At 60.1% G+C, this 19,481-nt stretch carries 21 protein-coding genes; 8 read left to right on the forward strand and 13 right to left on the reverse strand.

The window, feature by feature from the left end; genetic code table 11:
- The first annotated feature begins 79 nt into the window (after positions 1-79).
- On the forward strand, positions 80-571 hold the full coding sequence (locus tag Q0677_RS06630; RefSeq protein WP_298907394.1) for a histidine phosphatase family protein: 492 nt from the start codon (positions 80-82) through the stop codon (positions 569-571).
- On the opposite strand, the gene Q0677_RS06635 is transcribed toward Q0677_RS06630, so the two are convergent.
- The 8 genes from Q0677_RS06635 to Q0677_RS06670 form a co-directional block, all read right to left on the reverse strand.
- Positions 568-954: an acyl-CoA thioesterase gene (locus Q0677_RS06635; protein ID WP_298907396.1), complete on the reverse strand. Its 387-nt coding sequence runs from the start codon at positions 952-954 to the stop codon at positions 568-570. The genes Q0677_RS06630 and Q0677_RS06635 overlap by 4 nt on opposite strands.
- 80 nt (positions 955-1,034) lie before the next feature.
- The gene (gene hpaR / locus Q0677_RS06640) at positions 1,035-1,460 is read right to left on the reverse strand and encodes a homoprotocatechuate degradation operon regulator HpaR (RefSeq protein WP_298907400.1); all 426 of its coding nucleotides are present in this window, start codon (positions 1,458-1,460) and stop codon (positions 1,035-1,037) included.
- Positions 1,411-1,857, reverse strand: a complete 447-nt coding sequence (locus tag Q0677_RS06645) for a 5-carboxymethyl-2-hydroxymuconate Delta-isomerase (protein WP_133486204.1) — start codon at positions 1,855-1,857, stop codon at positions 1,411-1,413. The genes hpaR and Q0677_RS06645 overlap by 50 nt, the downstream gene beginning before the upstream one ends.
- A gap of 74 nt (positions 1,858-1,931) precedes the next feature.
- Positions 1,932-3,164 (reverse strand): Tm-1-like ATP-binding domain-containing protein, encoded by a 1,233-nt coding sequence (locus tag Q0677_RS06650; RefSeq protein WP_298907421.1) that lies wholly within the window; start codon positions 3,162-3,164, stop codon positions 1,932-1,934.
- Positions 3,161-4,627, reverse strand: coding sequence for an aldehyde dehydrogenase (locus Q0677_RS06655; RefSeq protein WP_298907533.1), 1,467 nt, complete (start codon positions 4,625-4,627; stop codon positions 3,161-3,163). Before Q0677_RS06655 ends, Q0677_RS06650 begins: the two co-directional genes overlap by 4 nt.
- On the reverse strand, positions 4,510-6,150 hold the full coding sequence (locus tag Q0677_RS06660) for a tripartite tricarboxylate transporter permease (RefSeq protein WP_298907424.1): 1,641 nt from the start codon (positions 6,148-6,150) through the stop codon (positions 4,510-4,512). The genes Q0677_RS06655 and Q0677_RS06660 overlap by 118 nt, the downstream gene beginning before the upstream one ends.
- Positions 6,151-6,157: 7 nt before the next feature.
- Positions 6,158-6,847 carry a tripartite tricarboxylate transporter TctB family protein gene (locus Q0677_RS06665; protein WP_298907427.1) on the reverse strand — a complete coding sequence of 230 codons (690 nt, stop codon included), beginning with the start codon at positions 6,845-6,847 and terminating at the stop codon, positions 6,158-6,160.
- Positions 6,848-6,925: 78 nt separating this feature from the next.
- Entirely contained in the window at positions 6,926-7,867 is a 942-nt protein-coding gene (locus Q0677_RS06670; protein WP_298907429.1) for a tripartite tricarboxylate transporter substrate-binding protein, read from the reverse strand.
- A gap of 175 nt (positions 7,868-8,042) precedes the next feature.
- Between Q0677_RS06670 and Q0677_RS06675 the strand changes: the two genes are divergently transcribed.
- Positions 8,043-8,849, forward strand: a complete 807-nt coding sequence (locus tag Q0677_RS06675) for an IclR family transcriptional regulator (protein ID WP_298907432.1) — start codon at positions 8,043-8,045, stop codon at positions 8,847-8,849.
- Positions 8,846-10,198 carry an aspartate aminotransferase family protein gene (locus tag Q0677_RS06680; RefSeq protein ID WP_298907435.1) on the forward strand — a complete coding sequence of 451 codons (1,353 nt, stop codon included), beginning with the start codon at positions 8,846-8,848 and terminating at the stop codon, positions 10,196-10,198. Before Q0677_RS06675 ends, Q0677_RS06680 begins: the two co-directional genes overlap by 4 nt.
- 42 nt (positions 10,199-10,240) lie before the next feature.
- Here the strand turns inward: Q0677_RS06680 and Q0677_RS06685 are convergent, their stop codons facing one another.
- Genes Q0677_RS06685 through Q0677_RS06700 form a run of 4 tightly spaced genes read right to left on the reverse strand, consistent with a single transcriptional unit; the run spans position 10,241 to position 13,591 of the window.
- Entirely contained in the window at positions 10,241-10,609 is a 369-nt protein-coding gene (locus Q0677_RS06685; RefSeq protein WP_298907438.1) for a VOC family protein, read from the reverse strand.
- Positions 10,610-10,662: 53 nt separating this feature from the next.
- Positions 10,663-10,974, reverse strand: coding sequence for a 2Fe-2S iron-sulfur cluster-binding protein (locus Q0677_RS06690; RefSeq protein WP_298907441.1), 312 nt, complete (start codon positions 10,972-10,974; stop codon positions 10,663-10,665).
- 26 nt (positions 10,975-11,000) lie between these two features.
- Positions 11,001-12,290, reverse strand: coding sequence for a glutamine synthetase family protein (locus Q0677_RS06695; RefSeq protein WP_298907444.1), 1,290 nt, complete (start codon positions 12,288-12,290; stop codon positions 11,001-11,003).
- Positions 12,291-12,331: 41 nt separating this feature from the next.
- Positions 12,332-13,591, reverse strand: coding sequence for a cytochrome P450 (locus Q0677_RS06700; protein WP_298907446.1), 1,260 nt, complete (start codon positions 13,589-13,591; stop codon positions 12,332-12,334).
- Positions 13,592-13,676: 85 nt separating this feature from the next.
- On the opposite strand from Q0677_RS06700, the gene Q0677_RS06705 reads away from it, so the two are divergent.
- On the forward strand, positions 13,677-14,387 hold the full coding sequence (locus Q0677_RS06705; protein ID WP_298907449.1) for a type 1 glutamine amidotransferase: 711 nt from the start codon (positions 13,677-13,679) through the stop codon (positions 14,385-14,387).
- On the opposite strand, the gene Q0677_RS06710 is transcribed toward Q0677_RS06705, so the two are convergent.
- Positions 14,384-15,034 carry a GntR family transcriptional regulator gene (locus tag Q0677_RS06710; protein WP_298907451.1) on the reverse strand — a complete coding sequence of 217 codons (651 nt, stop codon included), beginning with the start codon at positions 15,032-15,034 and terminating at the stop codon, positions 14,384-14,386. The two genes, Q0677_RS06705 and Q0677_RS06710, sit on opposite strands and share 4 nt — an antisense overlap.
- A 238-nt stretch (positions 15,035-15,272) precedes the next feature.
- Here Q0677_RS06710 and Q0677_RS06715 point away from each other — a divergent pair, with 238 nt between their 5' ends.
- The 4 genes from Q0677_RS06715 (at position 15,273) to Q0677_RS06730 (ending at position 19,289) form a co-directional block, all read left to right on the forward strand.
- A complete protein-coding gene (locus Q0677_RS06715; RefSeq protein ID WP_298907453.1) occupies positions 15,273-16,670 on the forward strand; it encodes an aminotransferase class III-fold pyridoxal phosphate-dependent enzyme in 1,398 nt (465 codons plus the stop codon).
- 99 nt (positions 16,671-16,769) lie between these two features.
- Positions 16,770-17,402: a GNAT family protein gene (locus Q0677_RS06720; protein WP_298907455.1), complete on the forward strand. Its 633-nt coding sequence runs from the start codon at positions 16,770-16,772 to the stop codon at positions 17,400-17,402.
- Positions 17,403-17,452: 50 nt separating this feature from the next.
- Positions 17,453-17,755, forward strand: coding sequence for a hypothetical protein (locus tag Q0677_RS06725; protein WP_133486175.1), 303 nt, complete (start codon positions 17,453-17,455; stop codon positions 17,753-17,755).
- A 55-nt stretch (positions 17,756-17,810) separates the two neighbouring features.
- On the forward strand, positions 17,811-19,289 hold the full coding sequence (locus tag Q0677_RS06730) for a PLP-dependent aminotransferase family protein (protein WP_298907469.1): 1,479 nt from the start codon (positions 17,811-17,813) through the stop codon (positions 19,287-19,289).
- Positions 19,290-19,481: the final 192 nt, after the last annotated feature.

Here is a 19,481-nt window from a genome sequence, read left to right on the forward strand (position 1 = left end):
TTATCTGCCCTTACCCCAAAACCTAGCCACATCCCCCACCCCTTGCTAAGCTTCCCCTATTAAGAAGAGGGGAAACATTATGAAAAGAAGGGTTTTTCTGGCGCTGACGGGCGCTGGGGTTTTGACGGCATGTGCGCGTCCGGGTGTGCTCGGGCTTGCGCCGAATACAACGCTGATCATCGTGCGGCATGGGGATCGCACCGGGGAAAATCTGAATGCGATCGGGCGCGCGCGGGCGCAAGCTTTGGTGGGCGCGCTGGATGGGGTCCATGTCGACGCGATATACGCCCCAAGCGTGCAGCGCAATCTGGACACGGCCCAGCCGTTGGCCACGGACCGCGATCTGCCGATCAACCGGTTACCCGCCAACGGTATGGCCGAGCGGTTGCTCACCGCGTCCGCCGGAAAAACCGTGGTTTGGGTCGGCAACAAGGGCAATCTGCGCGAGATTTGGGAGGCCCTCGGCGCGGGCGGAGAACCGCCGCTGAACTATGGCGACCTATTCACCGTGACAGCCAATCGCTTTGGCATGCTGCAGGTGGACCGCAGGCAGCACGGGCCAGCCGTCTAGTCTTTCGTCACCGGGACCGGGGTGCCGTCATCATCCAGTGAGACGAAGACGAACACGCCCTCGGTCACTTTGTGCTTGGACCGGCCACGATCGCGTTCCGACCATGCCTCGAGCGTCACAGACATTGAGGTGGTTCCGACCCGTGTGACCTCGCCGTACAGGCACAAGACGTCGCCCACTTTAACTGGCGAGATGAATTTCATCGCGTCCACCGCCACGGTGGCCACGCGCCCGCCTGCGTATTCCGCCGCCAGCACGCCACCCGCGATGTCCATCTGGGACAGCACCCAGCCGCCGAAGATGTCTCCGGCCACGTTGGTGTCCTTGGGCATGGCAAGCGTGCGCAGGATGATGTTGCCTTCGGGGGCGTCAGTATTCGACATTGGGGGGCCTCGTTCATTGCTTACCTATGGGTAGGTCGCAGCAAGCCCCCATGCAACAACGCCGTTACGTGACACGCCGATCAGGCAGCGCGGGCGACGTCGTAAAGTTCGTTCAACAGATCCAGAAGCGTTTCCATCTTCTCGGTCCCGAACTTGTCTTCCAGATCCTCATAGATCCCGGCAGCCTTTTGCGACATGGCAAGGTACTTTGCCCGACCTGCCTCGGTGATTTGTACGCGGCGGCGGCGGGCGTCGGTGTCTGCAACACGCTCGATCAAGCCACGTTCGGTCAGGGTTTTCAGGATGCGCGACAGGCTGGGCGGCATCAGGACGCAGCGTTCGGCCAGTTCGGTGGCGCAGCAGGGTTTGCCTTCGGCCAGCACGCGCACCACACGCCATTGCTGCACTGTCAGGCCGATGTCGTCGAGTTCCTGTCGGAAAGGTTTGAGGGTCGCCTCACGGGCGTGGAGAAGTGCCAGAGGCAGGGCGCGATCGAGTTTCTTCATCATTGTCAGTCCTTTCGCGGATGGCCGCGTGGATCGTGCTCCAACCTTTCCGGCTGAAGCGGGTTTCGATTTCCTGAACCTCAAGACTGAGAATGAAGGGCGTGTCGCCCATCTGCGGGCGCAGCGCGTCCTCAACCGCGCTGTATAGGGTGTCGGCGATGGCCTCGCGCGTGGCCTCGTCCCGTCCCTGCCCAAGTCTGAGGATCATATCCAGGAAGTGATACCCGCCTGCCCCATCGCCAATGGCGTCGATGTCAGCCTCGAACCCACGCACGCGGATGCCGCCAATGGGGCATTTGCCCGTGGCAACCAAAGCCGTGCGCATGGTTTCGGCCAAAGCGGAAAGATCCGCGTGCTGGCCCAGCCCGTTGCTGAATTCGAAAGACAGGTGTGGCATGTTCACTCCTTAACACCGACAATAAATACCCGTCGCGCCTAGATTGCAAATCATTGCGGGTGCAACAAGTTGTCTCAGGGGGTGATTGTGCCTGCCGCCACCCACGCATCGAACTCCGCCAATACGCGGTCCGAAAATGCGGCGTCGTTGATATGGCTGTCCAGTTCGATCAGCGTCACGTTGTCGGGGCAGTGGGTGCGGATTTCGTCGATGAAGGCAGCAAGCCCGTCCGCGTCATGCAGCGGGCCACCGGGACGGTCCCATTCATTGCCACCCTCAAGCGGCAGGATCAGGTTCACCGGACCTTTCGCACCTGCCAATTGCGTGCACATGGCCCGCGCCATCTCGCGCCGTTGAACCGGGGTCATCATGACCGAGGACAGCAGGCGGTTATGTGCATGCACCTCTTGGCCGGCCAGTTTCGGCGGAATGTCCTGCCAGCCGATGAAATCCACCAGATCGTAGCAGCCGATCGACACCATCTGCGGCGTGCCTGATGCTCCTGCGTTGGTCATCCGGTCAGGCCCGGCGGAAATGGTCGACCCCATAATGTGATTGCCCAGTTCCTGCGGGGCAAAGTCCAGAACCGCAGCAAATGCGCCCTCGCCCGCCAGGCTTTCAAACGCGCGCCCGCCCATGCCGGTGGCGTGAAACACAGCGACCTCGAACCCGCGTTCTTCCAGTGCAGGTTTCAGGCTGACCATATAGCGCAGCACGGTTTTGCCGAAGCTGGTCATGCCGATGAGTGGTTTTTGGAAATCCGGTTTCTCGACCGCGCGGGCCGCACCCAGCACGGCGCCCGCCGCCTGAGACAGCGATGCCTTGCAGATCGAGTTCAGCCCGTAGAGGCCCCCGGCCCAAAGGATCATCTGCACGTCCGCAGGCAGACGTTCTGGCGGGATCAAGGGCGAGAAGCTAACCGTAGATACAACGTATTTCGGCACCCCAATCGGCAGCGCCTGACACAGGTCCAGCGCCGCGTCCGTGCCCATCGTGCCGCCCAGCACGATCAGCCCGTCGAACACGCTTTCTCGGTAGAGTTTCAACGCCAAAGCGGCCGAGCCCTGCGCCATGATCTGCATGGCGGTGTTTTCATCCCCGCTGTCGATGGCGGCTTGGATCGACGACCCACCAGCCTCGGCCACGTCATGCTTCGAGTAATCACACGGCGCGCTGGGATCCCCCAGAACCGAGATGTCCATCGTGGCGACACCTCCGCCCTGCGCCCGGATCACATCGGCGATATAGTTCAGCTCGTCATCTTTGGTGTCATAGGTCCCGACGACCAGAATTGTCTTATCGCTCATAGCTGCATCCATGCTGTCTTGAGGTCGAAATACTTGTCGAAGGCGTGCATCGACTTGTCATGGCCGTTGCCCGATTGCTTGACGCCGCCCAAGGGAACGGTGCCGTCGGCTCCGCCATAGGTGTTCACATGCACGACGCCCGCCTGAATGTCGCGCACCATGGTATGTGCGCGGCTGAGGTTCGAGGTCCAAACCCCCGCGGCCAAACCGAATTTTGTCGAGTTGGCGATGGCGACGGCTTCCGCATCCGACTTAAACGGTGTGACCGCCAGCACCGGGCCGAAGACCTCGTTCTGGGCCACGTTGTCTTGCGGCTTCACGCCTTTCAGCACGGTCGGCTCCATGAAGTATCCGCCGGTGTCTTGCATGATGCGGGCGCCGCCAAGTGCGATCTCGGCGCCCTCTTCCACGGCTTTCGTCACGAAGTTCAGGTTGCCTTCCAACTGCGTCAGGTTGTTCACCGCGCCGATATTGGTGGTCAGGTCCAGCGGGTTGCCCACCTTCATCGCCGCCGCATGACGAGACAGGGCGTTGACAAACTCGTCATGGATACTCTCTTCGACCAACAGGCGCGAACCCGCGACGCAAACTTGCCCTGCGTTGCGGAAGATCCCAGCAGCTGAGACCTTGGCCGCTTGCTCCAAATCCGGCGCATCCGCGAAGACCACGTTGGGGGACTTGCCGCCCAGCTCCAGATAGCAGCGTTTCAGGTTCGAGCGCGCCGAGTATTCCAACAGCCGCCGCCCGACCCCGCCCGAGCCTGTGAAAACCAGAACGTCAACGTCCATCGACAGGGCCAGCGCCTCGCCGGTGACGGACCCTGCCCCGGTGACGACGTTCAACACGCCATCCGGCAGTCCAGCCTCGGCAGCCAGCTCGGCGAGTTTCAGAAGCGACAGCGACGCGGTTTCGGCCGGTTTCAACACGATCGAGTTCCCCGCCGCCAACGCCGGGGCCAGTTTCCACGCGCCGATCATCAACGGGAAGTTCCACGGGACAATCGCGCCGACAACGCCCACGGGTTCCCGGTGGACAAGGCCCAAGATGCCGGGCGCGGTCGGGGCAATCTCGCCATACACTTTGTCCAAAGCCTCGGCGTAGTAGCGGAAGGTGCCCGCCGCCGATCCCGGCTCGGCCTTCAGGGCCATGCCGATCTCGGTCCCGTTATCGCGCACGCCAAGAACCGCCAGTTCCAGCGCGTTGGCCTCGATCAAATCGGCCAGCTTATGCAGGACCTTCTTGCGATGCGCAGGCGCTGCCCGCGACCAACGCCCGTCGTCAAACGCCCGCCGTGCCGCCGCAACCGCCCGGTCCACATCTGCTGCGGACGCCCGTGCGATCGTGGTCAGTCTTTGTCCGTCAATCGGCGAGAGAACGTCTTGCGCTTCGCCCTCAGCCTCTTGCCACGCTCCGTCAATATATAGTTTCTGCGGCGCGACAGGATGGCGGGAAAGCTCGTTGATGCGTGACTGGTCTGCCATTCGTCCGTCTTTCTTTCTTTATAGTCCAGCCAGACCCGGCGGAAATGCAGGGCCAGAACCAGAACGATCATTCCAAAGAGGATCGCCGCGATCGGGCGATCAATAAAGTCCAAGGGGGTCTTCACGCGCGCCATGGCGCTGCGCAGTTTCACTTCCATGATGCCGCCCAGAACCATGCCCAGTACGATGGGCACGACGGGCAGTTGCATGCGTTTCATGACGAAGCCGAAGATGCCGAAAGCGGCGGCGATGATGCAGTCGGTCAGCGAGTTGCGCAGCGAATAGACCCCCACAAAGCTGAGGACCAAGATGCAAACGCCGAGGAAGCGGTTGGGGATCTTAACCACTTTGATCAGTTGGTTGGTTGCCACCAACAGGAAAGCCACCACCAGCACGTTCAGGATCAGAAGCGCAAGATACAGCGCGACCACAAAATCCATGTCGTTCTGGAAAAGCTGCGGGCCGGGGATCACGTTGTGGACATAGAAGACCGACAGCATCATCGCCGTCAGCGCCTCGCCCGGGATGCCCAGCGCCAGAAGCGGCACCATCGCTGCACCGGGAACCGCGTTATTGGCCGTCTCGGCCGCGATCAGCCCTTCGCTTGATCCATGCCCGAAATCCTCGGGCCGCTTCGACGACTTCTGCGCGTATGTGTAGGACATGAACTGCGCCGTGAACTCACCCACGCCAGGGATCATGCCCATGACTACACCGAAGGTGGCTGAGATACCGGCGATGCGCGGGTGGCGGGCCAACTCGCGGAAGCCCTGGAAGAAGCTGCCCTTCAGCTTTGTCAGGCGGACTTTTTCGTCATCACCATGCAGCAGGGTAAAGGCTTGGCTCAAAGCAAACAGCCCCAGCACCACAACAATCAGGTTCACCCCGCCCGACAGCCAACTTTGGTCAAACGTATAGCGTTTCGAATAGCTGGCTGGATGTAGGCCAATCGTGTTCAGCCAGATACCAAAGCAGGCCATCGCAGCCGCAATCAGTGTGTGTTTGCGATGCGCCGTGACCACAAGGATGATGCCCAGAAGGGCGGCCAAGAAGATCTCGCGCGAACCGAACATCGGGGCGATTTTCGCCAGAATGGGTGCGAAGAAAATCAGGCAGACGACCGAGAAGATGCCCCCAAAGAAGGACGAGCTATAGGCCAGCGACAGCGCGCGCCGTGCCTCGCCCCGCGTGGTCATCGGATAGCCGTCATAGGTGGTCAGCGCATTCACCGCCGTGCCCGGCGTGTTGATCAGGATCGCAGGGATCGAGCCCCCGTACATTGAACTGCCATAGATGCCCAGCAACACGGTCAGCCCGACAATCGGGTCCATGGAAAACGTCGCGGGCAACAGGATCGCAATGGCCACCGCCGGGCCCACGCCGGGGATCGCGCCGATCAGCACACCACCGACCGACCCCACTAAAAGCGCCAGCACCACGTCCCAACGCGCCAGAACCGAGGAACTGGCCTGCACTTGAGCAAGGAAGTCGTAGATCAGGTCCATGCTGCCCTCAGAAATTCAAGATGAAGAACGAGCGCAGCGCGCCCGGAAAATATTCATAAAGCGCGGCACCGGGGATCTTCACCTGCAGGAAGCTTTTGAAGACCAGCACAACGGTGACCGCGAAGATGCCCGCGCTCCACATCATCAGGCGCGAGCGATAGCCCACCCGCCATGTCAGGATCAGCGAGAACGCGATGGTAACCGGCAGATAGCCGATCAGCGGCACCAGAAGAACATAGGCTAGGAACCATCCGGCCCATTCGAAGACAGACGCCCAGATCTTGGCTTCGCGCCGGTCGGTCCAGTGCTGGTACAGCCACGTCACGCGGATGATAGCGACCAGAAACACCATGGGCGCTGCCGAAATCGGGCCAAGCCAGAGCGCCAATCCAATAGCCAATACGGCCCAAAACAGGCTCTCGGCCCATTGGAACCAATCGGCCTCGCGCATCCAGCGCGGCAGGCGACGGGGTTTACGCGGCAGATGCCAGAAATGCAGCGCGGTGAACAGCACCATGCCGCCAACACCAATCGCGGGCCAGAACCGCGGTTGTGCGAAGAAGTCTTTGCCTTTCAGCCACTTGGTTTGATCTTCAATGGCCGCCAACAGAAGCGTGGCACAGATCAGAAACAGGGCCGCGAACAACACCTGACCGCGCTGTGGCCGGTCGGGATGTTCTGTGATTTCGTCGCTCATATCAGGCGCTTTCCGGGGGCTTGGTCGTCACGCGGGGCCAGCCAAAGCCAGCCCCGCAAAAGGTCGTATCAGAGGGGATTACTCAAGGATCCCGCTGATCACCGCACCAGTTTCCTGATCGGCTGCGATGCGTGCGGCCGAGGCTTCGGCATCCATCCAGTAGACCAGCGCGCCGGTCTCTTTGGCGACGGCCTGAGCACGCTCGCTCATCACGGTTTTCGACGCGACGGCTGCGATCTTCTCGCGCACGTCTGCCGGGGTGTCCTTGGTGACGAACAGACCGTTCCACAGGGCGATGTTCAGCTGAGCGTCCAGTTCGCCGATGGTGGGGGTGTCGGGCACAAGGCTGATGCGCTCGTCCGTGACGGCCATCAGAACCTTCACGTCATCCAGACAGGGAAGGATCAGCTGCAGCGTGGTGTTGATCACATCCGCATCGCCCGATGCCAGTGTGTTGCAGTCCAGCGCATCAAAGGCTGCGTCCGAACCCCACTCGAAGCCAGCATTCTTGGCGTAGGCCTTAGTCACCTGCGTCGGCGTCAGCACGTCGCCAAAGTGACCCAGTGCCACGTCGTTTTCCTTGGCATAGTCGGCCAGTTCAGCCATCGAGCTGTAAGGCGCGTCGCCCGAGGTTGCGACGACGAATGGATAGGTCAGAAAGATGCCAATCGGGTCGAACTTGGCCGGGGCCAGCTCGTCAATGCCGATCTCATGGCCGATCACAGGAACGGCGGGCACGAAGCTGCCGATGGTATAGCCGTCCGCCGGCGCAGTTGCCACGTCGATCGCGCCGGGGAACGGACCGCCGCCGCCACCGGGTTTGTTCACAACCGCAGCCGAGACGCCGTACTCGGCCTGAAAGTCTTCCGCGATCATGCGGGTCAATACGTCTTCCAGATCACCCGGAGGCCACGGCACGATGAAGCTGACCGGCTTTTCCGGATACTCGGCCAGCGCGGGTGCAGCGACCATGGTTGCGGTTACAGCCAGCGCGCCAGCCAGAATGGATTTGGTGTTCATGACGGTCTCCCTATTTCGTCAGATCAGAATTCATGCATCGGTTCAATATTTGAACCATCGGTTTTAAAATAGATTGACAGACGGGAGTGATTCCTGTCAACAAAACAATGAACATGTAAACGAATTTCTGCGCAGGCCGCTTGTCGATCGGCGCCGAATCCAACCGGAAGACCCAATGGGAACAGCATCCAAAGCCTTGTCATTGCTGAATTATTTCAGTCGCGCCCAGTCTCAGATCGGGCTAAGTGACCTGGCCCGCTTGTCAGGAATGAACAAGGCGACCGTCTATCGCCTGATGGGCGAACTGGCGGATCATGGATTCGTTGAACAGGTCGGCGCGGGCCGTGAATACCGTCTGGGCCCCGCCTTTTTGCGCCTCGCAGCCTTGCGGGAAAAAGCCGTTCCGATGCGCGAATTGGCGCTGGCGGAACTGACAAAACTCAGCGAACTGACCGGCGAAACATCCCATATGTCACTCTTGAATGGCGAGGTCCTGTCCAACCTCACCTACAGCTACGCGCATAAGCACGGCACGATGGTGATGATGGAAGATGCTGAGGTGCTAGAGCTGCACTCGACCGGCTCGGGCTTGGCCGTCCTAGCCTTCTCTCCCGCTTCGTTCATCGACGCCATTCTCAGCAAACCGCTGGTCGCGCGCACCCCCGAAACCGTCACCGATCCCGCAGCCATTCAAGCTTTGCTGCCGAAGATTCGCAAACGTGGGATGGCATGGTCGATTGGTGGCTATGAACGGGATGTCTATTCCCATGCCGTGCCGATATTCGACGCCGGATCGCAGTGCATCGGTGCGATGGCCGTCGCGGCCCCGGTCTCGCGCATGACCGACGAACTGCGTGCCATGATCCAAGCCGAACTTGCCCTTGCCGCCCGCCGGACAACGCGCGTGCTTGGGGGCTTCCCGCCTGACAGTTTTCCAAAAATCAACCCCACAGACTCTCCTGTAGAAAGCGAGCTGACATGAAAGATTCCAACTTTCTGAAAGAAAAGAACGCCCGTTCGCTCTGGCATCCAATGGCGCATCCCGCCGACAGCCTTCAGAACCCGCCCACCATCATCACTGGCGCCACTGGCGTGAAGATCAAGGACGTCGACGGGCACGAGGTCGTCGACGCCGTGGGCGGGCTGTGGAACGTGAACCTTGGTTTCTCGAACCAGAAGATCAAGGATGCGATTTCCGCGCAGTTGGACACCCTGCCATATTATTCGACCTTCCGCGGCACCACGAATGACAAAGTGATCGAGCTGTCCGAGATCCTGCGCGACTTCTTCGCGCCGGACGGGCTGACGCGGGCGTTTTATACCTCGGGCGGATCGGACAGTGTGGAAACCGCGCTGCGCCTTGCGCGCCAGTATCACAAGGTGAAGGGCGACACCGGTCGGACCAAGTTCCTGAGCCTGAAGAAGGGCTATCACGGCACCCATATGGGCGGCGCGTCGGTGAACGGGAACGCCAATTTCCGCACCCAATACGAGCCACTTTTGCCCGGCTGCTATCACATCCCCGCGCCTTACACCTATCGCAACCCGTTCAACGAAACAGACCCCGAGCGTTTGGCCCAGCTCTGCCTGCAAGCGATGGAAGACGAGATCGCATTCCAGGGCGCAAACACCATCGCCGCCATGATTATGGAACCCATTCTGGGCGCAGGCGGCGTCATCCCGCCCCATGAAAGCTTCATGCCCGGCGTACGCGAGATCTGCTCGAAGCACGGTATTCTGCTGATCGCGGATGAGGTCATCACCGCCTTCGGTCGTACCGGCGGTTGGTCGGGTAGCCGGTATTGGGGCGTGCAGCCTGATTTCATGTGTACTGCCAAGGCAATCACCAACGGCTATTTCCCATTCGGCGCGGTGATGATTGCCGACCATGTGGTTGAAACCTTTGAAAAAGACACGACCGGCGCCGCTGCCATCGGTCACGGCTATACCTATTCCGGTCACCCGGTCGGTGCGGCTGCAGCCGTGGCCTGCATGGAAGAAACCATGCGCCTGAAGGTGAACGAAAACGCCGCCGCGCGCGGGGCCGAGCTGTTCGCCGGTCTGCAAGAGCTTGGCGCAGCCCATGACATCATCGGCGACGTGCGCGGGGGGCACGGATTGATGTGTGCGCTGGAGCTGGTCTCGGATCCCGCCACCAAAGCGCCGATCGACAAGAAGACCATCGGCACTCTGCAAGAGGTCGCCTATCAGACCGGCGCGATGGTACGTGTGTCGGGCCCGAATGTCATCATGTCGCCGCCGCTGGTCCTGACCTCGGACGACGTGCAGACCATTCTGAATGCGCTGAAGGCGGGCTTTGCAGCCGTCTAACCCCTTCCAGAAATGACCGAAGGCCGCCCCATCGGGCGGCCTTTATCTGTGTTGGTCGATCAAAATGGGGAAGCCATCAGGGTCGGTGACGACAAAGCTGCCCGGACCTTCATCCCCACCCTGTTCCTGCGCAACCTCGATCCCCGCCGACGCCAACTGCGCCTTGATTGCGCGCACATCGTCGAATGGGTCCACATTCGTAGCATTCTGATCCCAGCCGGGATTGAAGGTTAGCATCGCCCCTTCAAACATTCCCTGAAACAGCCCCACCAGTGTGTCGCCGTTCTTCATAATCAGATAGTTATGCTCTTCCGTGCCGGCATAAGCGGTGAAGCCCAATGCCTCGTAAAACACCTTCGACGCGGCCAGATCCTTGACGCCAAGGCTGACCGAGAACGCTCCGAGTTGCATGATGTGATCCTCCCTTTGCGACAAGTGTAGCACATGGGCGGATCACACGGGATTTAGACGGGGACGATTAGCCGAATACCGTCCAAATCATCCGATGCTTCGATCTGGCAGGACAGGCGCGAGGCGTCGGTCACTTCGCCATCCGCCATGTCCAGCATCGCCTCTTCGAAATCGCCTTTCTCGCCTGTTTTGGACAGCCAATTACCGTCCACATGCACGTGGCAGGTGGCGCAGGACAGCGATCCACCACATTCGCCCTGAATGCCTGCGATATTGTTCGCTGTAGCGGCTTCCATCAGGTTCACGCCCGTCTGGACGTCAGCCACGACTTCCTCGCCCCCAGGCAAGACCCAGGTTACTTTCATCTCGTATCTCCTTGTTTTCGTGTCGCTTAGACGAAATTCACATAGAAATCGCGCAGCCCGTCGCCCTCAAGGTCGCGGGTTTTGATGACCTCTTTGCGCTTCATGAAAATGTGGTTGTCGACCAGCAAACGACCCACACGGTCGCCCAGCACGGTGTCGGCCTCCAGATCATTCATCGCCGCTTTCAGGTTCACCGCCGTGCCGTCCTTGGCTTCGGTCCGGTCGAACCCGTCCCCACCCTCGATGGACCCAAGCGGATAGTTGTTCTCAAGCCCCAGAAGTGACGCCTGCAACACCGCAGCCACTGCCGTATAGGGGTTCGCCGTCGCATCCGCCATCCGGTGCTCCAGCCGCGATTTTGCGCCGCCCTCGCCGGAAATCCGGGTGGTGACATTGCGGTGGTCCCCGCCCCAGTTGCGCCAATAGCCCGACAGCGATCCCGGCTGCAAACGCTGGTACGAGTTCGTCGTGGGTGCGACCAGCCCGGCAAGCCCCTTGTGGTGATGCATCAGGCCCGAAATACAGCCGCGCGCCAGATCGTTCATGTGATCGGGCCCACCCACCGGACCATTGTCCAGCGCATTGCCGCCCGACCGATCCCGGAAGCTATAGTTGATATGCATGCCCGAGCCACCCGCCTCGGCAATCGGTTTCGGCATGAAGGTCAGGACCAGCCCGTGTTCCAGCGCCACTTCGCGCGCCATCTGACGGAACAGCACGATGTCGTCCACATGCTTCAGCGCCTCGTCAAAGGTCAGCGTGAACTCGAACTGAGGGCTATCGTACTCGCCCGTCATCATTTCGAGCTTGAAGCCCAGTTTCTCGGCCCGTTCCCAGATGTCATCGGTGAACCGCAGCGGATCGGTAAACGGTCCTGTGCCATAGACCACGCCACCCGGCGCGTCATAGGGCACAAGGCGGCCGATCTCGTTGGCCATCAGGGCAAAGCATTCCAGCTCGATCCCGACCATCGGGGTTAGGCCGCGTTCTTCCCACGCCGCAATCGCGCGTTTCAACGCCTGACGCCCGCACAGGTCCAGCGGCACGCCGTCTTGGTCGTACAGGTCACCGATGACAATCTGCGTCGAGGCCTCCCACCCGTCCCGAATGTCCTCGGCCCGCCAGCGCAACTCCATATCCGGCAAACCTTCCTTCATCATCGCGCCCGGCGCATCCAGAAGGTCCTTGTCGTAATGCACGCCATAAGTGGATCGACAGAACCGCGTCTCACCCGTGCCAATTTTCGAGCCGGGCAGGTATTTGCCGCGCAGAATGCTCAGATGATCAAGCCATAAGGCCCGCAAACGATCTTTCATGTATCCTCCCTGCCCGGCGATCCGGGGCGTCCCCTTTGGGGTTATTTGGCCTGCATTGTGACAGGCAGTTCCTTGATCCCACCCACGAAATTCGAGCGCAGGAATTTGTGGTCCCCGGCAGGTTCCACCATTTTCACACGTTTCGCCAGTTCTTCGAACAGAACCCGAACCTCAAGTCGCGCCAGATGCATGCCCAAGCACACATGCGGCCCGCCCTGCCCGAAGGACATGTGGCGGTTGGGGCTGCGATGCAGGTCAACGCGGAACGGATCCTCGAAGACCTCGTCATCGCGGTTGGCAGAGGACCACCAGAACAGCACCTTGTCGCCCTCTTTGATCTGCTTCCCGTGCATCTCGTGATCGCGCGTTGCGGTCCGGCGGAAATAGAGCGCGGGCGTGGCCCAGCGGATGATTTCGTCCGGCGCAGTGGCCCAGACATCACCGCCGTCCTGCATCTGACCCAGCAGTTCCTGCTGATGCGCCATCGCCTGAATGCCCGCCGCAATTGAATAGCGCGTGGTGTCATTCCCGGCGGCGACCAGAAGGCAGAAGAAATTACGGAACTCTTGCTCCGGCATCACGTTGCCATCCTTGTCGGGCTGCAAGATCAGGTGCAGCACACCATCCGTATCTCCCTTACGGTTCTTCTCTTCCATCAGGCGCTTGGCATAGTCGAACAGCTCGGCCCCGGCGGGCGAGTTGAACGGCATCATCCGGTATTCGTCGGTCTCCATCTTGTCCAAGACGTGATCGGTAAAGTCCGGGTCCGTGTTGGCAATCAGCGCATCGCCCTTTTCCACCAGCCACGGCAGGTCCTCGTCCGGCGTCCCGATGATCCGGCCCAGCATCATCATCGGCAATTGGCGCGCGATGATCTTGGTGGCGTCGAAGGTGCCCGCTTCAAGCGCTTCGTCCAGAATGGGGTGGCACAGCTCGCGGATTTGTTCTTCGAACCCCGCCACAACCGGGCGCGAGAACGCCTTGCCCACCTTAACGCGGGTCTTCATGTGTTCGGGCGGATCGGTTTCCTGAAAGGTCCGGCGGGCCAGATATTCCTCGTAGGTCTGGTCCTCCATCCGAATGCCGCGGGCCGAGGACATCAGCTCGTAATTCCGGTTCAGCTCGGTGATGTCGGCATGGCGCACCACGTTCCAGAAGCCTTCGCCGCCGTCCCAATCGGTCCAGCTGAGCGGGTCTTCCCGGCGCAGACGCGCAAAGGTGTTGTGCGGGGCGCCATTCACAAAGGTGTCGTGGCTGGACAGATCCGCAAATCCATCATCCTGTGGGGTCCAAACGGTCATGCGCACCTCCGTGGCGTTTTTATATTGTACTTAGCGCGTCTATAAATATATTAGGGAACATGTTAAGTATGTAAAGGGCGAAATCATGCGCATCGCAATTCTGATGGCAAACACCGATGAAAGCAGCTTTGCCGATCAGCACCCAAAGGACGGCGAGAAGTGGACCACATTGCTGGCGCACCAGCGCCCGGATTGGGACTATGTGGCCTTTTCCGTAAAGGATGGTGACTTCCCGCAAGAGCTTGAGGTTTTTGATGGTTTTGTGATCACCGGAAGTCCGGCATCGGTGCATGATGAAGACGCGTGGGTCGAGCCGCTATCAGATCTGATCCGCACCCTACACGCCCAGAAGACCCCGCTTTTCGGTGCCTGTTTCGGACATCAAGCCATTGCGAAAGCACTTGGCGGAAAGGTCGAAGCGAACCCCGGCGGCTGGGTTTTCGGGTCGACTCAGATGGGGATCAGCACCCCCACCCCGTGGGTCGAGGCACAGCGATTCCGTCTGTATGGTGCGCATATCGAGCAAGTGACCCAGATGCCCGAGGGCGCGACGAATATCATGACCTCCGAAGGCTGCCCCATCGGCGGGTTCCGCATCGACGATCACGTCTTCACCACGCAAAACCATCCGGAAATGACGCCAAACTTCATCGCGGCCTTGATTGACGAGTTGGAAGACGAAAAACCCGCGGACGTGATCGCGCGCGCGCGTACCTCATTGGCGATGCCAGCAGATGGCCCTCAATTTGCGGAATGGATCGTCAGGTTCTTCGAACACGCGAACGCGCAAGGCTAACCCAACGCGGCCAACAAATCCGTGACCGTGACACGGTCAAACAGGACATGTTCGGTCATCAGGGCGCGCGCCTCGTCCACCTTGTGGGCAAGGATCAGCTCGGCAATCTGGCGATGCTCGCGCGCACTTTCTGCAATCGCGCCGGGATTGCGATATCGGGCGCGGTAATAGGCGATCAGCTTGCGCCCGTTCATCTTGATCATGTCCAGAAGGAACGGGTTCCCCGCGGCCTCAGCCACCTGCTTGTGGAAGGCGAGGTTCAGCGCGTAGTAGCCGTTTGGATCGCCATCCCCCTTGTCGCGCGCATGGACCTCGCAGGCCTCGACGATCTGCATCAGGGCAGCGCCATCCTCGGCCCCGATCCGACGCGCCGCCAAACCTGCCGCCTGCCCTTCCAATTGGGCGTTCACTTCAAGGATGGACAGAAACTCTTCAAAGCTGGGTTTGAACAGCACCGCCCCTTTACGCGGCGGGCGCGTGACCAAACCCATCGCTTCCAACCGCAACAACGCTTCGCGTAAGGGTGTGCGCGAGACCTCGTATTGCGCGATCAGCGCGTTCTCGTCGATTGCCTCTCCGGGCGACAACTCGCCCCTGTCAATCGATGTCAGGATTGCATTCAGCACGATTTCGGTTTGTCCAGCCATGCGGGCAGTTAAGCAAATCCTGCAGGGATTTCCAGCTTTCGCGCGCATTCCGTGTTATATTTCAGGGGTAGCCAGCCCGAAGGCCGCATTTAGCCCGTCGCTTCGCCCCAATTCTGGATATAATTTAATAGCGGGCTGGCCCTATTTTCGTTTGCGATTTCCGAGAAGATATTTGATCAAAGAATCTCTGTTCCCACGGCCCGCTTCGCACGGGGAACCTTCAGCACCGGAGGACGTCATGGACGGTCAAATCAAAGAAAACGATATCAGCCACGTAGTCGAGGCCGATAAGGCCCATGTCTGGCACCACCTGACCCAGCACAAGCCCTTTGAAACCGGTGATCCCCGCATCATCGTTGAAGGCAAAGGCATGCGCGTGTGGGACCAGAACGGCAAAGAATACATCGATGCCGTGTCGGGTGGCGTCTGGACCGTAAACGTGGGCTATGGCCGCGAAACCATCGCTGACGTCGTACGTGACCAGCTGGTGAAGATGAACTATTTCGCCGCCGCTGCGGGTTCGATCCCCGGCGCGCTGTTCTCTGAGAAGCTGATCGAAAAGATGCCGGGTATGAGCCGTGTCTACATCACCAACTCGGGCTCGGAAGCGAACGAAAAAGCCTTCAAGATGATCCGTCAGATCGCCCACAAGCGCTATGGCGGCAAGAAAACCAAGATCCTGTATCGCGACCGCGACTATCACGGCTCGACCCTTGCGACCATGTCGGCCGGCGGTCAGGACGAGCGCAACGCGCAATATGGCCCCTTCGCCCCGGACTTCATCCGCGTGCCGCATTGCATGGAGTACCGCAAGCACGAGCTGGGTCTTGAGCATCTGTCGGGTACCGAGTTCGGCCGCGCTGCTGCTGACGCGATTGAAGAGGTCATCCTGCGCGAAGGTCCGGAAACCGTTGGCGCACTGTGCCTTGAACCCATCACCGCAGGCGGTGGCGTCATCGAAGCGCCCGAAGGCTACTGGCCGCGCGTGCAGGAGATTTGCGAGAAATACGACATCCTGCTGCATATCGACGAGGTCGTCTGCGGTCTGGGCCGTACCGGCACATGGTTTGGCTATCAGCACTATGGCATCAAGCCCGATTTCGTCACCATGGCGAAGGGTGTGGCCTCGGGCTATGCGGCGATTGCCTGCTGCGTGACCACCGAGCGCGTGTTTGACATGTTCAAAGAAGATGCCTCGGACCCGATGGGCTATTTCCGCGACATCTCGACCTTCGGCGGCTGCACCGCTGGTCCCGTCGCCGCGCTGGAAAACCTGCGCATCATCGAAGACGAGGGCCTTTTGGAGAACACCACCAAGATGGGCGAGCGCATGATGGCGAACCTGAACGCTTTAGCCGAAAAGCACGCTGTCATCGGCGACGTGCGCGGCAAGGGTCTGTTCCTGGGCGCCGAGCTGGTCAAAGACCGCGAGACCAAGGAACCGGTTTCGGAAGCCGAAGTCGGTGCCGTTGTTGCCGATTGCGGAGCGCAGGGCGTGATCATCGGCGCGACCAACCGCTCGCTGCCCGGCCGCAACAACACGCTGTGCTTCAGCCCGGCCCTGATCGCGACCGAGCAGGACATCGACCGCATTTGCGAAGCGGTGGACAACGCCCTGACCAAGGTCTTTGGCTGACCCCAGTAAAATTGGACTGGTCAAAAAGTTCAAAGGCGGCTCTGGAAACAGGGCCGCCTTTTTCGCATCACGATCAAGTTCAACAAAAGGATCTGCATCATGTGGCCTGCCCCCGTCACCCTCACCGGCACTCACGTTACACTCGCGCCTCTCAGCCTAGATCACGCCCCCGCGTTGAAAGAAGCCAGTGCGGATGGCGAGTTGCACCGCCTGTGGTACACATGGATCCCCAAGCCCGAGGATATGGAGGCCGAAATCACCCGGCGCCTATCGCTGCAGGACGCGGGATCAATGCTGCCCTTCTGCGTGATGACGCCAGACGGCACGCCAGTCGGCATGACGACCTTCATGAACATCGACGCCACCAACAAGCGGGTCGAGATCGGATCGACGTGGTATCGCACATCTGTCCAACGCAGCCCGCTGAATACCGAAGCCAAGCGGCTGCTTCTTACCTACGCCTTTGACGACTTGAATTGTATCGCGGTCGAGCTCCGCACCCATTTCATGAACCACCAAAGCCGGGCCGCGATTGAACGACTGGGCGCCAAACTGGATGGCGTGTTGCGCAGCCACATGGATCAGGGCAACGGGGTGCTGCGCGACACAGCGGTCTATTCGATCATCGCGGCGGAATGGCCCGCCGTCCGGGCAAACCTGACATGGCGGCTTGAGAAACCAAGAAAACAAGGGCGTTCACCATCCCGTGATCCTGTGGGACTGGACAAGTAACCATTTTGTTCTATATTTGTTCTCACTCGATGTGAACAAAGGAACGCGCCATGGCCCAGCCCAGAAGCCTGCCCCCGACGCCGAAACAGACGGACTATGCCCGCGCGATTGCGTCAAAGCTTGGCGCGGCCATTCCGGCAGACGTGGCGCAAGATCGTGCAGCCCTGTCAGGCTGGATTGGCGAGCATCAGGCCCGCTTGAAAGCCCGTGCCACACAGCCACGCGACACACGGGCGACCTCGAAACAGGTGGCCTATGCGGAACGGATCGCACGCGCCAAACGCCGATCTGTCCCGGACGAATGCTTTCGCGATGCGGGGCTAATGTCGGCGTGGATATCCTCAAATCGCTGAGAAGTTGATTATATCCAGATTGCACCGCAACTAAGTCCAATATAAGGTGCCCTTTATGGCAGCACCTGTTGAGACATTCTTTCTGGACCCTGACGCCCAGGGCACGCTTCAAGCGCAGATCCAGCAAATGATCGCCGAGGCGATCCTGTCCGGGCGCCTGCCCCGAGGCGAAAAGCTGCCCTCGACCCGGAAATTGTCGACCCATCTTGGGGTCAGTCGGATCACCGTGACACTGGCCTATACCGAGCTTCAGGCGAATGATTACCTGTCCTCTAAGGGGCGTTCGGGCTTCTATGTGTCGGAAAACGCACCAGAACCGCCCAGCTTCCAACCCCGCGCCCGCGGCGAGGATAAGGTCGACTGGCATCGCGCCATCGGCAACCACTTCACCGGTGGCAGCACACCAAAGAAACCGCAAAACTGGCGGCAACAGAAATATCCGTTCAATTATGGTCAAGCCGATCCCAAGCTGTTTGACCACAACGCATGGCGTCTTTGCGCCCTACGCGCGCTTGGTCACAAGGACCACGAAGTGATGATGGGCGACTACTATGATCAGGATGACCCGCAACTAATCGAATTCATTGCCCGCCACATCCTTCCGCGTCGCGGCATTCTGGCCCGACCGGAAGAAATTCTGATCACATTGGGCGCGCAGAACGCGCTGTGGATGGCTGCACAAATCCTGCTAACCCAGCGCCGTACCGCTGCGATTGAAGATCCGTGCTATTACTCACTCCGCGACGTGCTGACCCAAAGTCGCTGTCATCTGGTTGATATCCCTGTTGACCGCGACGGCCTACCGCCCGAGGCACTACCCGACGGCACCGATGTCATCTTCACGACGCCCAGCCACCACAGCCCGACCACCGCCACTATGCCGATCGAACGGCGCAAGGCGCTGCTCGCGCGTGCTAAGGAATTGGACGCTGTGATCGTGGAAGACGACTATGATTTCGAGATGTCGTTCCTGAAGCCCCCCTCACCCGCGCTGAAGTCCTTGGACCGCGAAGGGCGGGTGATCTATGTGGGCAGTTTCTCGAAATCACTGTTTCCGGGACTGCGCCTTGGCTACATGGTCGGGTCGGAACCCTTCATCCGCGAAGCCCGCGCACTGCGGTCCGCCGTGCTGCGCCACCCGCCCGGCCTGATCCAACGCACCGTCGCCTATTTCCTGTCTTTGGGCCATTACGACGCCCTGATCCGCCGGATGGGAGGAGCCTATCAGGAACGGCGCGAAGTCATGAATCAGGCCATCGAAGATACAGGGCTAAGCATAGCGGGGCGCGGTGTTTTTGGTGGATCAGCCTTCTGGATGCGTGCACCTGAAGGGGTAGACATGGGCCAACTGGCCGGGCAGCTCAACGCTAAGGGTGTCTTGATTGAACCCGGCACGCCCTTCTTCCGCGGCCCCAATCAGCCCACCAATTTCTATCGGATCGCCTATAGCTCGATCCCGGCCACGCGCATCCCCGAAGGGATTTCCCTGATCGCGGATGAAATTGCAGCCGCCGTGAAATCTGGCGCCAGATAGCCAAGACAACTGGCCCTATAGAGACCGGGATCCGCTGCCTAAAAATGATTTAGGAAAACTGCTTGGGCGGACGAAGTGAACGCGTCGCCCTACCACCATTTCAAGGGAGAGCGTCACAATGAAGATGACCACGGAAGAAGCGTTTGTAAAAGTGCTTCAGATGCATGGGATTGAGCATGCGTTTGGGATTAT

Source organism: uncultured Aliiroseovarius sp., assembly GCF_947492455.1.
Classification (GTDB): domain Bacteria; phylum Pseudomonadota; class Alphaproteobacteria; order Rhodobacterales; family Rhodobacteraceae; genus Aliiroseovarius.